The organism is Streptomyces sp. NK08204 (assembly GCF_020400585.1).
Taxonomy (GTDB): domain Bacteria; phylum Actinomycetota; class Actinomycetes; order Streptomycetales; family Streptomycetaceae; genus Streptomyces.
This window is the reverse complement of the sequence record NZ_JAINVF010000007.1, coordinates 1-13,784: the sequence shown is the minus strand read 5'-3', so window position 1 is coordinate 13,784 and position 13,784 is coordinate 1. Positions and strand designations below refer to the sequence as shown.

Annotated in this window: 11 protein-coding genes; 8 read left to right on the top strand and 3 right to left on the bottom strand. The window is 69.4% G+C overall.

The window, feature by feature from the left end:
- Positions 1 to 456 precede the first annotated feature (456 nt).
- Positions 457 to 1,395, bottom strand: coding sequence for an oxidoreductase (locus K7G59_RS13395; RefSeq protein WP_225833840.1), 939 nt, complete (start codon positions 1,393 to 1,395; stop codon positions 457 to 459).
- Between the two features lie 98 nt (positions 1,396 to 1,493).
- On the opposite strand from K7G59_RS13395, the gene K7G59_RS13390 reads away from it, so the two are divergent.
- The 7 genes from K7G59_RS13390 to K7G59_RS13360 all read left to right on the top strand — a co-directional run bounded on the left by K7G59_RS13390 (position 1,494) and on the right by K7G59_RS13360 (position 9,889).
- A complete protein-coding gene (locus tag K7G59_RS13390; RefSeq protein WP_225833838.1) occupies positions 1,494 to 2,096 on the top strand; it encodes a TetR/AcrR family transcriptional regulator in 603 nt (200 codons plus the stop codon).
- A gap of 493 nt (positions 2,097 to 2,589) precedes the next feature.
- Positions 2,590 to 2,898, top strand: coding sequence for a hypothetical protein (locus K7G59_RS13385; RefSeq protein WP_014673544.1), 309 nt, complete (start codon positions 2,590 to 2,592; stop codon positions 2,896 to 2,898).
- 252 nt (positions 2,899 to 3,150) lie between these two features.
- Positions 3,151 to 3,969, top strand: coding sequence for a hypothetical protein (locus K7G59_RS13380; protein ID WP_225833836.1), 819 nt, complete (start codon positions 3,151 to 3,153; stop codon positions 3,967 to 3,969).
- Positions 3,959 to 5,290, top strand: coding sequence for a hypothetical protein (locus tag K7G59_RS13375; protein ID WP_225833834.1), 1,332 nt, complete (start codon positions 3,959 to 3,961; stop codon positions 5,288 to 5,290). The genes K7G59_RS13380 and K7G59_RS13375 overlap by 11 nt, the downstream gene beginning before the upstream one ends.
- Positions 5,287 to 6,846: an SCO6880 family protein gene (locus K7G59_RS13370; RefSeq protein WP_225833831.1), complete on the top strand. Its 1,560-nt coding sequence runs from the start codon at positions 5,287 to 5,289 to the stop codon at positions 6,844 to 6,846. The genes K7G59_RS13375 and K7G59_RS13370 overlap by 4 nt, the downstream gene beginning before the upstream one ends.
- Before the next feature lie 14 nt (positions 6,847 to 6,860).
- Positions 6,861 to 8,273, top strand: a complete 1,413-nt coding sequence (locus K7G59_RS13365; protein ID WP_225833829.1) for an ATP-binding protein — start codon at positions 6,861 to 6,863, stop codon at positions 8,271 to 8,273.
- 14 nt (positions 8,274 to 8,287) lie between these two features.
- Positions 8,288 to 9,889, top strand: a complete 1,602-nt coding sequence (locus K7G59_RS13360; protein WP_225833828.1) for a type IV secretory system conjugative DNA transfer family protein — start codon at positions 8,288 to 8,290, stop codon at positions 9,887 to 9,889.
- On the opposite strand, the gene K7G59_RS13355 is transcribed toward K7G59_RS13360, so the two are convergent.
- Positions 9,878 to 10,438, bottom strand: coding sequence for a GNAT family N-acetyltransferase (locus tag K7G59_RS13355; RefSeq protein WP_225833826.1), 561 nt, complete (start codon positions 10,436 to 10,438; stop codon positions 9,878 to 9,880). The two genes, K7G59_RS13360 and K7G59_RS13355, sit on opposite strands and share 12 nt — an antisense overlap.
- 82 nt (positions 10,439 to 10,520) lie before the next feature.
- On the opposite strand from K7G59_RS13355, the gene K7G59_RS13350 reads away from it, so the two are divergent.
- Positions 10,521 to 11,084, top strand: coding sequence for a cysteine hydrolase family protein (locus tag K7G59_RS13350; RefSeq protein ID WP_225833824.1), 564 nt, complete (start codon positions 10,521 to 10,523; stop codon positions 11,082 to 11,084).
- Between the two features lie 24 nt (positions 11,085 to 11,108).
- Here the strand turns inward: K7G59_RS13350 and K7G59_RS13345 are convergent, their stop codons facing one another.
- On the bottom strand, positions 11,109 to 13,613 hold the full coding sequence (locus tag K7G59_RS13345; protein WP_225833822.1) for a bifunctional YncE family protein/alkaline phosphatase family protein: 2,505 nt from the start codon (positions 13,611 to 13,613) through the stop codon (positions 11,109 to 11,111).
- Positions 13,614 to 13,784: the final 171 nt, after the last annotated feature.

Sequence of the window (13,784 nt, the reverse complement as noted above, 5' to 3'; positions counted from 1 at the left end):
GGCATGACTCGCTGCCTCCGTCCTTCCGCCTGGGCGGCATCCCCGGCTGGGCGATCGGTTCCGGCAGGGGGCACGAGGCCCCGCTCGGCTTCGTACCCACGTTACGGGGCCCCCTCCAGTCCCGCCCTCTGCGCCGCCACGAACAGGCATGACTACGCTACGTCACCCCCTCTGTCGGTCGACCCACGGCAACTTCCCGCCTCCGGACGCGCCCAGCCCCCGCAGCACGAAGACACCCCAGGAGTCGGCACAGGCCCGCACGGGGCCCAGACCGCGTCCGGATTCGGCGTCGTCAGGGGGTACGGCAAGGCCCGCACCATCTCCGGCCCGAGCCCGGCCAGCGCGCCGGCCACCAGGCCCGTACGGCCGTTGAGCCGGAAGTTCAGCGGGCCGGTGACGCCCATTCCCGCCGAGGGGACTTCAGGGCGGCGCCGCTGACCCGGCTGGCGAGTCGGGTCACGGCGCCTCCGCCACCACCGGGCGCCACGCCACCCCCGTCAGTTCCTCCGACAGGGTCCACAGGCGGCGGGCCGTCTCCGGGTCGCTCGCCGCCGCGCTGCGGCCCACGAGCGTCGGCGCGCCCCGCAACTCGCCCAGCCCGTCGGGGCCGACGTATGCCGCTCCGGGGAGGTCCTGGGTCGCCGCGTAGAGGGTGGGCAGGGCGCCGGCCCTGTCGTCCTGGGCGATGAGCTTGTTGCCGACGACCATGAGCGCCCGCGCGACCGGGTTCGCCGTGTGACCCTGCAGGTTGGTGGCCGTGTAACCGGGGTGGACCGCCAGGGCGCGCACCGGGGAGCCCGCCTCGGTCAGGCGGCGCTGCAGTTCCAGGGTGAAGAGCAGGTTGGCCAGCTTGGACTGGGCGTAGGCGCGCTGCGGGTTGTAGCGGCCGGTGAGGTTGACGTCGTCGAACTCGATGCGGGCGTCGCCCCAGCGGTGGGCGGCGGAGGCGACCGTCACCACCCGGTCGGTGATGTGCGGCAGCAGCAGGTTCGTCAGGGCGAAGTGACCGAGGTGGTTCGTGCCGAACTGTGTCTCGAAGCCCTGTTTCGTGCGCTGTTCCGGCAGCTTCATCACGCCCGCGTTGTTGATCAGCAGGTCCAGTGGTCGGTCCCAGCCCTCCGCGAACTCACGCACCGAGTCCAGGTCCGCCAGGTCCAGGCGGCGCACCTCGGTGCTGCCGCTCACCTTCGCCGCCGCGGCCCCTCCTCGCGCGAGATCCCGTACGGCGAGCACCACATGCGCCCCGGCCCGGGCCAGCGCCTGGGCCGCGGTGAGGCCGATGCCGCTGTTGCCGCCGGTGATCACGGCCGTGCGGCCGGTCAGGTCGGGGAGGTGGGTCGCGTTCCACTTGGCGTTGGCGCGGGTGCCGCGCCCTGGGGTCGTCGTCTCAGCCATGCAGCCAATGTAGGCAACGCCAACAATGCTGTCAATGACAACAATGATGGCGCCGCCAACAAAGCTGACGCCGTCAACATCGGGATACGATGGTCCGCATGCCGCGCTCGTCCGCAAACCGCCCCTACCACCACGGTGATCTGCGCGCCGCCCTCCTCAAGAGCGCCGAACGCACCCTGCGCGAGAAGGGGACCGGTGCGCTGTCGCTGCGCGAACTGGCCCGCGACATCGGCGTGAGCCATGCCGCCCCCGGCCGGCACTTCAAGGACAAGCAGGCCCTCCTCGACGCCCTCGCACTGGACGGGTACGAGCGCCTCAACCAGGCCCTGGACGCCGCCGGCAGCCCCGGCCAGACCCTTGAGGAGCACATGACGGCGCTCGCGCGGGCCTACCTCGGGTTCGCCGTCGAGCACCCGGAACTGCTGGAGCTGATGTTCGCCCGCAAGCACGACCCCGACAGCTCCGCGCAGCTCGCGGCGGCCGTCGACCGCTCCCTCGGTTCCTTCACCCGGCTCGTCGCCGAGGCGCAGGACCGCGGGGAGATCATCCAGGGCGACCCCGAGCGCATCACCATGTTCGCCGCCGCCAGCATGCACGGCCTCGCCGCACTCATCGCCGGATGCACCCTCGACGCGGACGAGGCCCTGGCCGGCCTGGACGAGCACGTCCAGCTGCTGCTGCACGGCCTCAGCCCCCGCTGACCCGGGGTACCCGCAGCACGCCCCGGCGCCTCCGTCTGCGACCCCTACGACATCACCGCCGGCCGGTACACCTCCGACGGCACCTGCGCCGGCTCCCCCCACGGACGCCTTCTCAGGCCGAGCATTGACGAGGCCTCACATCTGGGGCCCCCGACGACTGCCACCGGGTCCTTGGCGGGGCGAGGCACCCCCTGCGTCCCGTGAGAACATCGACTCGACGCCTCACCCGACCAGTCGTCAGAAACCGCGCCAGGTAGGGGCGGAGGCCGTAAAGGGGGACAACGACGGAACCATACGACAGGTTTCGCTGCGGCCTCATTGCCCGGCGTGACCTGCCGTGATACACAGAGTGACCGTACCAGCCATACGTACGAAACCCGCCAGCCAATGACGTCAAGTCGACATACGACGGCGACGTTGTCGGCGACAATGAGACCTGACCCCTGCACACCGCAGGGTCGTGCGGAACTACCCACCAGGGGCGGTGACTTACATGCTCTTTGCGGCCGACAAGGGAGACATCAACACCATCATCGGCGGGATCGCTCCGGACTGGGGCCCCTTCGGCAGCCTGGGCAACGAGGCCAAGGTGATGATCGAGGTGGTGATGGCCGTCGCCATCCTGCTCTGTCTCGGCATCGCGGTCTGGGGTGCGGCCAAACAGCGCATCGGCGCGACGGCCTTGCGGGACACCTTCAGCGCGGAACAGGGCAAGGGTCTAATCATCGCCGGCCTCACCGGAGTCTTCATCATCGGTTCCCTCGGCACGCTGTTCACGATCGTGTACGGGATGGCGGTCTGACCCCTTCTACCCCTGTTCCGACCCGTTCCAACCTGTTCCACCCTTCTCCTGACCCTTTCCTGCCCTTTCCTGTCCTGTTCCTCCCGTTCCCTCCGGGCGCGCCCGGCCGCCCCAGTCCCCTCCACCCCACCCACCCGTCGTGCCCACCGGCTGAGGTTGCGTTTCCCTGATGTCGAGTCACCACACCGCGCCCGCGCGGGAACCAGCACGGCTACCGTCGTATGTCTACGAGACGGAGGGGGCGTATCCGGCATGAGTCCCGGAGACGAACAGGGCTACACCGAAGCGGGCCACACCAGGACCCGCCTGCCCGAGGGCGACCCCTACGGTGGCGCGCCCCGCAGAAACAGCCGTTCCTCCTCCAGGAGCCTGGTCACGGTCGTCGGCGTCGTCGTACTCCTGATCGCCGCGATCGCCTTCGCGAACCGCAGCGACGACTCGTCGTCCCACGACTCGACCACCAAGCGCACCCCCCCGAAGGCCGCCTCCACCGCAGCCACCGGGACACGTCCGGTCGAGACGAAGAGCGACGGCATCCCGTCGGGGTTCGCGCACAGCGCGCAGGGGGCGGAGAGTGCGGCGGCGAACTACGCCAGCGCGCTCGGGTCTGACGGAATGTTCAATTCCGCGAGACGGCACCAGATCCTGCAGGCCATCTCAGCCCCCGACGCTACGAGCCGTCTTCAGTCCGGATTCGACGCCGACTACTCGTCCGCGTTCCTGAAGGAGATCGGCCTCAACGACGACGGCAGCGCCCCCAGAGGCAACACCTTCGTCAACCGCACGGTTCCTGTCGGCACCAAAGTCACGTCGTTCAACGGCAACACGGCGACCGTCGAGGTCTGGTGCAGTGGCCTCTTCGGCCTCGCCGGTGACAGTTCGACCAATCCGGTGACCAGTAGTTGGTTCACCGTGACCATGAAACTGAGCTGGAGCGGTGGCGACTGGAAGATCCTGGCATCCAGCCAGAAGACGGGTCCCACCCCTGTCACCGGTGACAATCCTGTGTCCGGTGCCGACGAGATCAGCAAAGCGGTCAAGGAGTTCGGAGGCTTCACCTATGCCCGGTAGCCAGCACCGCGCGCTCAAGCTCACCGGCCTCGTGGCTGCCGTACAGACAACGGCCGTGCTGCTGGCCGCGCGTGCCGTCGCAGCACCCAAACCGGTTCCTTCCAAGAGCAACGACGCCTGCTCGCTGATCGCCGGGCCTGCCAAGAAGTACTGCGAAAACAGCAACAGCCGAAAAAACGGCCTCACCGGCTCCACCACCGACCCCCTCTCCTCCTCCACCGACCCCCTCGCCTCCCTGGCCAAGGGCTGTGCCGACGCCGCTTCCTGGACGATCACGAAGCTCAGTGACGCCGTGAAGGAGACCGCGAACGTCGACTTCACGAACGAGAAGTTCCTGCAGCAGTACGCCGTCGTCTTCGCCGCCTCGACCATCCTGACGCTGCTGCTGTGGCTGCTGGCCGTGGCCAAGCGTGCGGTGCGCGGTGTGCCGCTGACCACCGCCATCTCCGAGGCCGTCGGCTTTCTGTGGCTGACGGTGCTGGCCTCGGCCTTCACCCCGCTGATCCTTTACACCGTCGTCTCGGCCACCGACAGCGTCACGGACGTCCTCGCCAAGACCACCGGCGACCAGGCCGACACGTTCTTCGGCACGTTCTCCGGCGCCCTCGGCAAGGGCAACGACATCGGCGGCGGGCCGGTCATGCTGATCGTCGTCTCCATGGTCAGCATCCTCGCCGCCGGCATCCTCTGGCTGGAGCTGGTCATCCGCGCCGCCCTGCTCTACGTCGGCGCTCTCCTCGGCACGGTCGTCTACGCCGGGCTGGTCGACAAGAACCTGTGGGGGCATGTCCGCCGCTGGGCCGGCATCATGATCGCCGTCATCCTCGTGAAGCCCGTGATCGTCATCGTGCTCGGGCTCGCCGGAGCGCTGTCCAGCGACAACGGGCCGGACGCGTTCTCCGCCGTCGTCTCCGGCCTCGCCATCATCCTGCTCGCCATCTTCGCCAGCGCGATGATCTACCGCTTCGTCCCCGGCTTCGGCGACGAGATCTCCGGCTCCCGCAACAACCGCATCATGCAGGGCGCCGAGGGCAAGGCCGCCGCCGTCATCAGCTCCCCCGCCACCCTCGTCGCCCAGGGCATCAAGACCCACAGCTCCCGCGCCGACAACAACGGAGGAGGCGCGGCGGCGAGCAGCAGCGCGCCGCGGCCCTCCAACCCCGCCTCCGGCGGCGTCGCCGCCCACAGCAGCCGCACCCCGGGCGGAAACGGCGGCGGAGCCGTCCCCTCCATCCCGCCCGCGCCCCGCGCGGCCAGCCCGGTCAACACCCCGCACGCCGGCAACACCCGCAACAACCGCTCGGGAGGTGAAGGGCGTTGACGACCGAGTCCCATCTGTCCCATCCGGTCACGCCCCGCCGTACGTATCTCATCGGCCGCGCCCGGCCGAACGCGATCATCGGCCGGAACCGCGAGACCGGCGAGATCGCGCTGATCATCACGGGCGCGTTCCTCGGCATGATGTGCGGCCTCCTCGTCCCGGTGCTGCCCCTGCGGATCGTGCTGCTGACGGGCTTCCCGCTGCTCGCACTCGCCGCCGTGTACGTGCCGTACAAGCGCCGCACCTTCTACAAGTGGTTCGAGATCAACCGCACGTACAAGCGGACCGTCAAGCGCGGCGCCGTCTACCGCTCCGCCGCCATGGAAGCCGGCACCCGCCTCGACGGCCGCGAGGTCGAAGTCGGCCCGCCGCCCGGCATCGGACGGATCAGCTGGCTCGCCGCGCCCTTCGGGCCCGACGAGATCGCCGTACTGCTGCACGCCGACCGCAGAACCGTCACGGCTGCCATCGAGATCGAGGGACCCGGCGTCGGCCTGCGCGACTCCGAGGACCAGGAGGCCCTGGTCGACCGCTTCGGCACGCTGCTCAAGCACGTCGCCAACGGGGACGGCTTCGTCACCCGGCTCCAGATGCTCGCCCGCACCCTGCCCGCCGACCCGGACGCGCACGCCAAGGACGTCGCCCTGCGCGGCGACGACCGCTCACCGCAGTGGCTGCAGCAGTCGTACGACCAGCTCCAGTCCATGGTGTCCACCAGCAGCGAGCAGCACCGCGCCTACCTCGTCGCCTGCATGCACTACACCCGTGAGCTGGCCGCCGAGGCCCAGGCCATGGCGCGGGCCGCACGCCCCCAGGCGGGGCGGAAGCTGGACCGTGACGCAGGAGTCGCCGTCGTCATGGCCCGCGAGCTGACCGACATCTGCTCGCGGCTGCAGGAGGCCGACATCCGCGTCCGCCAGCCCCTCGGACAGGGGCGGCTCGCCTCCCTCATCCACTCCATGTACGACCCGGACCACCCCATCGACCACATCCAGGCGATGACCCAGCGCAATGCCTGGCCGGCCGAGCTGGACGCCATGGAGCCCACCTATCTCCAGGCCAAGACCCGCGAGTCCAGCACCCGCGCCCCCTGGTGCCACGCCACGGCCTGGGTGAAGGAGTGGCCGATGACACCCGTCGGCGTCAACTTCCTCGCGCCGCTTCTCGTCCACACCCCGGACGTCATCCGCACGGTCGCCGTCACGATGGACCTCGAGCCCACCGAGATCGCCATCGAACGCATGCTCACCGAGAAGACCAACGACGAGGCCGAGGCCTCCCGCGCCGCCAAAATGAACCGGACCGTCGACCCCCGGGACATCGCCGCCCACAACCGTCTCGACCAGCGCGGCGAGGATCTCGCCAGCGGCGCCGCCGGCGTCAACCTGGTCGGCTACATCACCGTCTCCGCCCGCTCCCCGGAGGCACTGAACCGTGACAAGCGCACCATAAGGGCCTCCGCAGGCAAGTCGTATCTGAAGCTGGAGTGGTGCGACCGCGAGCACCACCGGGCCTTCGTGAACACACTTCCCTTCGCCACCGGCATCCGAAGGTAGGGGCTGATTCGCCGATGCGGGATCCGCTGTCCGTCCTCACCGACGCCTTCACCTCCTTCCTCTTCGGGAAGGTCGAGACCACCCGGCTGCCGGTGCGCACCTCCACCGGCCAGGCCCAGGCGGTCTACCTGCCGACCGCCGCACCCGGCCTCGGCGACTCCGGCGTCATCATCGGCCGCGAGGTCTACTCCGGGAAGGGCTACATCTACGACCCCTTCCAGCTGTACGGGCAGCAGCTCCCGGCCCCGCACTGGCTCGTCCTCGGCGAGTCCGGCAACGGCAAGTCGGCCCTGGAGAAGACGTACGTCCTGCGGCAACTGCGCTTCAGGGACCGCCAGGTCGTCGTCCTGGACGCCCAGGGCGAGGACGGCGTCGGCGAGTGGAACCTGATCGCGGAGGAGCTGGGGATAACTCCGATCCGGCTCGACCCGACGGCCGCCCTGGACCACGGCATCCGCCTCAACCCCCTGGACCCTTCGATCACGACGACCGGGCAGCTCGCGCTGCTGCGCACGATCATCGAGGTCGCGATGGGCCACGGCCTCGACGAGCGCTCCGGCTTCGCGCTGAAGGTCGCCCACTCGTACGTCAACGAGACGATCGTCGACCGCCAGCCCGTCCTGACGGACATCGTGGAGCAGCTGCGCCACCCGGAACCGGAGTCGGCGGAGGCGATGAACGTCGCCATAGACGACGTACGGGCCTGGGGACTCGACGTCGCCCTGGTGCTCGACCGCCTGGTCGACGGTGACCTGCGCGGCATGTTCGACGGCCCGACGACGGTCGGCATCGACCTGGACGCCCCGCTGATCGTCTTCGACCTGTCCCACATCGACCGCAACTCCATCGCCATGCCCATCCTGATGGCGATCGTCGGCGTGTGGCTGGAGCACACCTGGATCCGCCCCGACCGGAAGAAGCGCATCTTCCTGGTCGAGGAGGCCTGGCACATCATCAACAGCCCGTTCGTGGCACAGCTCTTCCAGCGTCTGCTGAAGTTCGGCCGGCGCCTGGGCCTGTCCTTCGTGGCCGTCGTACACCACCTCTCCGACGTGGTGGACGGGGCGGCGGCCAAGGAGGCGGCGGCGATCCTGAAGATGGCGTCGACCAGGACGATCTACGCCCAGAAGGCCGATGAGGCACGGGCCACGGGCCGGGTACTGGGTTTGCCGAGGTGGGCGGTGGAAATCATCCCGACGCTGACTCCGGGCATCGCCGTCTGGGACGTCAACGGCAACGTCCAGGTGGTCAAACACCTGGTCACGGAGACCGAACGGCCCCTGGTCTTCACCGACCGCGCGATGACCGAGTCCTCCAGCGACCTCGCTGCCGACGACGCGCTGCGCGCCGCCGAGCTGGAGGCGGAGCAGCGGGCGGCGGCCTTCGTGGAACAGCACCTCGGCGACTCCGAATCGACGGTCGCGTAGGCGGAGGGAGAGGCGTGACACCGACACCGGACGATCGCCACGATCGCCGTGCTCACCGGCGGCAGGGCCAGGGCAGTCAGGGCGGCATCCCCGACGGCCTGCTGATCGGCATCCTCGCCTTCCTCCTGGGCATGACCCTGCTGATGTGGACCGCGACCGGCCTGGCGGCCTGGTTCGCCCACGGCGACTGGCCCGACGGCGTCACCTTCACCCGCACTCCCCTGGCCATGCGCCACCTGATCAGCGAACCCCACGACCTCACCGGTGCCTGGCCGGACACCCCTGCGACCCAGCTCTCCGGCTGGGGCCTGTTCTGGGGCCTGTTCATCGGCCAGCTGATGGTCCTGTTCGTCCTGACCGCGTTCGCCCTTGGCGCGGTGGCGAGATGGCGGGCGGGACGGGCCAGGCGGGTGTACGAGAAGGGGGCACCACCCGCCCCCGCTCAGGCACCGCAGCCGTACACGCAGCCGCCCTCGGCGCATCCACAGCCGTACCCGCAGCCCTTGCCGGCCCCGCAACCGTACGCACAGCCGCAACCACAACCACAACCACAACCCGAACCGTACGCGTCATCCCTGCCGCAGCCGCAGCCGCAGCCGCAGCCGCACCATGAGCTGCCCGCGCCCCGCCAGGAGCCCGGGCCGCGCCGGCCGGACGACCACTTCCCCGTCGGCGGTGCAGGAGCGGGCGGGCGGGAGACGGTCCTCGTCGCCGCCAGGGAAGCCCGCCGCACGTCCGCGGTCCAGGCGATCCAGGACGCGTCGGGCCCCGCCCTCGTCGTCACCTCGAACCCCGCCCTCTGGCAGGAGACGAAGGACGCCCGGGCCAAACTGGGCCCCGCCCTCCTGTACGACCCCACCCACCTCTGCGACACCCCGGCCCGCATCCACTGGTCCCCCACATCAGGATGCGAGGACAAGCAGACTGCCTTGCACAGAGCGACAGCCCTGCTCAGCCCCGTCCAGCCCACCGCCAAGATCGACCAAGCGGTGGCCGACACGGCGACAACACTCCTGCGCAGCTACCTCCACGCCGCCGCCCTGGAGAACCGCACCGTCCGCCACGTCCACCGCTGGTCCCAGGGCACCCAGGTCCAGGACGCCGTACGGACCCTGCGTACGCACCCCAAGGCCGCCCCCGGAGCCGCCGGCGAGCTGGAGGCCGCGCTCACCGCGCATCCGGAACGACGGGACATGGCCCAGGAGTTGACGACCCGAGCGCTGGCCTCCCTCTCCACGGTCAACATCCGCGAGTCCTGCACGCCCAACCGAACTGACGCGCTCGCCCTGGATTCCTTCATCCAGGAAGGGGGCACGCTTTACGTGGTCGGCGAATCCATCGAGGACCCCAGGACCAACCCGGGCGCGATGCCCCTCCTGACGGCCCTCGTCGCAAGCGTGGTCGAGCACGGCCGGCGCATGGCCGAACGGTCATCCTCCGGTCGGCTCGACCCACCACTGACCCTCGTCCTGGACGACATCGCGGCGGTGGCGCCCATCCCCCAGCTCCCGGACCTGCTCGCCACGGGAACCGACCAGGGCCTGTCCACCCTGGCCCTGCTCCGCTCACGCGAACAGGCGCGCGCCCGCTGGCCGCACCGCGAGCTACCGGTCTAGGACGAACTCCACCTCGTTCTCCGCCTCGTCCTTGGAGAACGAGAGGACGGCCCCGCTCGGCACGAAGCCCACCTTGCGGTACGCGCCCTGCGCCCGCACGTTGTCCTCGTGCACGATCAGCCGTACCCGCTCCACACCGCGCTCCCACGCCCAGGTCACACCGGTGTCGAACAACAGCTTGATCAGCCCGTTCCCGCGGTGTTCCGGACGCACGAACACGCCGACGACATGCCCCTGCTTCCGGTCGACCGGATACCCGGCCCAGTCCTTGGTCCCTGCTTCCTCGATGATCACGGTGACGGTGCCGGCCCATGTCCCGTCGGGTGCCTCGGCGATGAACTGCCGTGCCCAGGTGCCCTCCTGGGCCGACCGCACGGCCCGCTCCTGGTAGAACGAGTCCGGCCTGCCCAGGGCGTCTTCGTAGGTCTCCATGAACGCGATGTGCGCGACCGGATCACGCAGCGCGTCGAGCCGCAGCTGCTTCACTGCGGGCCAGTCGTCGGGGCGGATCGCGCGGACGACGTAGTCGTCGCTGGTCGGGGTGCTCATGGGGCCACCGTAGCCCGCACCCGTGAGACCGATCACCTGATATCCAGGCCCTGTTGTCAGTGGCGGGCTCTACTGTGAGCGCATGACCACGCTTCCCGATCGACAGAACACGGCGCTGCTCGTCATCGACGTCCAGAACGGTGTGGTGGTGCCGGGCTCCTGGAACCGCGACGCCGTTATCGCGAACATCAACACCCTGATCGACAAGGCCCGCGCGGAGGGTGTGCCGGTGGTCTGGGTGCAGCACCAGGACGAGGAACTGGTGCCCGGCAGCGACATCTGGGAGTACGTCCCGGAGCTGAAGCGGCTGGACACCGAGGCCCTCGTCCACAAGCGGTACAGGGACTCCTTCGAGGACACCGACCTGGAGTCCGTCCTGGCCGCGCGGAAGGTGGGCCGGCTCGTCGTCACGGGCGCCCAGACCGACTTCTGCGTCCGCTCCACACTGCACGGGGCGCTGGCCCGCGGTTACGACGCCACGCTGGTCGCCGACGCCCACACGACGGAGGACCTCACCGAGTACGGCGCTCCCGCCCCGGAGCAGGTGATAGCCCACACCAACTTCTACTGGAGCGGGCAGCACGCGCCCGGCCGCCGGGGCGGGACGGTGAACACGGCGGACGTGACCTTCACAGCCGCCGGCTGACGGTCACCTGCGCCTCGTCGGCCGTCAGTCGTCGTCCTCGTCCAGCTTCTGCGCCTGGTCGTTGGGGACAGCGCCGTAGAGGTCGTGCCTGGGCTCGGGCATCACGCTCCGGGCGCCGCGCACACTCTTCCAGATCGCCTCGTTGAACGTCCGCTCGTCGATCTGGTCCTCCTTGGTGAGGTCCTGCTTCGCCGACACTCCAGCCATCGGCGAATTGACCGTGTTCACAGCTGTCAGGTCGGTGCTCGGCTTCACAGCTGTGTACGGCGAGGAGTCCGGCTCGGCGGTGAAGGCATTCACCATCGGAGTTGCGTACGCGTCGAACTGCGTCATGGGCCGCAGCCCCAGCAGCAGTTCGATCGTGCGCACCATGGACGCGGTGGAGTAGAAGGTGGAGTCGACGCGCCCGGTCTGTGTGTACGGGCTGATGACCTGCGAGAGCGTCCGGTGCGCGTCCACGTGGTCCGGACCGTTCTGCGCATCGTCCTCGGTCACGAAGATCGCGGTCGACTTCCAGTACTTCGAGTGGGAGACGGTGTCCACCAGCTGGCCCAGAGCCCAGTCGTTGTCGGCGACATAGGCCTGTGGGGTCGGCATGCCCGCCTTGGTACCGGAGGTGTGGTCGTTGGGCAGCCGCACCATCTCGAAGGAGGGCAGGTTCCCGTCCTGCTCGTACTGGGCGAACTCCTTCTTCCACTCCTCGATCCGGGGTCCGCCACAGGCACTCGACCGCGCGGTGAACGTGCCGGCCGAGTCCGGGCAGCTCAGGTTGTACGGCCCGTAGGCGTGGTCGGTGGCGGCGTTGAGCACGGGATCGGCGGCCACGGCCTTCCCGCTCGCGTCGGTGCTCGCGTAGAAGCCGTAGTTGCGGAAGGAGACACCCTTGTCGCCCAGCCGCTGCCAGATGTAGGCGTGCTCGGGGTCCTTGTTGGGTGCGATCGCCGGGTCGCCGTTCTCGGACGGGTACGTGTGGTTACGGCCCGAGTAGTTCGCCGGCCACCCCTGCTCGCTGTACGGGTTGGAGTTGGCGGCCACGGTCCAGTTCCAGCCCTGAGCGCTGACCTCGGCGTCCGCGTAGAAGTTGTCGAGGGTGACGAACCTGCGCTGCAGGGCGCGGGCGTTGGGCGCCGAGTCCTCCCCGAACAGGTTCAGGGAGGCGTCCCCGTTCCCCTTCTCCAGCGAGCCGAACTCCTGGTCGTAGGTCCGGTTCTCCTTGACGACGTAGATGACGTGTCTGATCGGCGTCCGCTCCCCGACCCGCCGGGGCACAACGGCCCCCACGGCACGCGGGTTGTTGCCGTCGTCGAAGCCGTTGTTGACGACGACGGTCCGCGTCCAGCCCGCGAGCTGCTTCCACCCGCCGTCGAGCGGGATGGTCGACAGGGTGCCCTTGATCATCGAGCCCGAGTACTGGTCGGGCGACTGGGGCGCGGTCGAGGTCGGATTCGGGTGGCCGGGCCCGTTGTTGGGGCCGGCGCCCAGGCCCTTGGCGTTGGTGACGTACAGCTTGTCGTCGAGCGGGACGACGGCCGTCGGATACCAGGCGGTGGGGATGAGCCCGGCGGTCCGGCCGGTGCTCAGCTCGATGACGGCGATGTCGTTGTTCCCGGAGTTGGCGACATACAGCCGCCGCCCGTCCTCGGACAGTGCGAGGGCATCCGGGTTGCTGCCGACGGGCGCGCTCGGGTAGGGCGCGAGCGATATGGTCCGGGTGACCGTCCGCGTGGCGATGTCGACGACACTCACCTGGTCGCTGTCTCCGTTGGCGACGTACAGCGTGTCCTGACCCTCGTCGGTGACGACGGCATTGGGGTGCGTGCCCACCTCGACCGCCGTCTCGACCACGGGCGCCGGGCCACTGATGTCGAGCACGCTGACGGTGTTCCCGCCCTGGTTGGTGACGAACGCGGTGTTCCCGTCCTCGGCGAGGGCGACGGCGTACGGCGCGTGGCCCACGGCCACGGTCTTCATCGACCCGTCGGCGAGGTCCACGACGGTGACGGCGTCCGCGAGCCGGTCGGCGACGACCAGCCGCTGCCCGTCGGGCGTCACGGCGAGCCCAGCCGGATACATGTTGACGGCCCGGCCGTCAGGGTTCTTCGTGGGCAGCTTGATGGGGGTGGTCTCGGTGAGCCGGCCACCGCTCACGTCGTACGTGTGGATGATCTCGCGTCCACCGCCGCTGGCGTAGGCCCGCTTGCCGTCGGGGCTGAAGGCGAGCCCCGTGAACACGGCCTGGGGACTCGGGTAGAAGATGGTCTGGACGACCTGCGAGTCGGCGGGGTCGACCACCTGGAGGGACTGGGTGCCCTGACCGGCGTTGCTCACGAGGAGCATGCTCTTGTCCGGCGAGAGAACGGCGTTGAGGGGGAGATTGCCCAGTTGGGCCTGGTGGCCGACGGGTGTGACCTTGTAGCCGACGGGAGTTACGGCGGTCCCGTCGCCCTTGGGACCCGCGGTGTCCTGCCCGCCGACGGCCGCGAGCGCTACGGCGGCTCCGGTGGCCAGCACGGCGGTACCAGCCAGCACAGTGACAACTCGACGTCGAATTCTGCGTCTGAGGACCATGGGTCACGACGGTGACACTGACAGTCAACGGTTCGCTAGACCCTGGATGGCGCGAGCATGACCTTGGCTTGAACGCGAAGGAGCCCCAACTCCTGGGCGTGTACCCGGAGTTGGGGCTCCTTCTCAAAATTT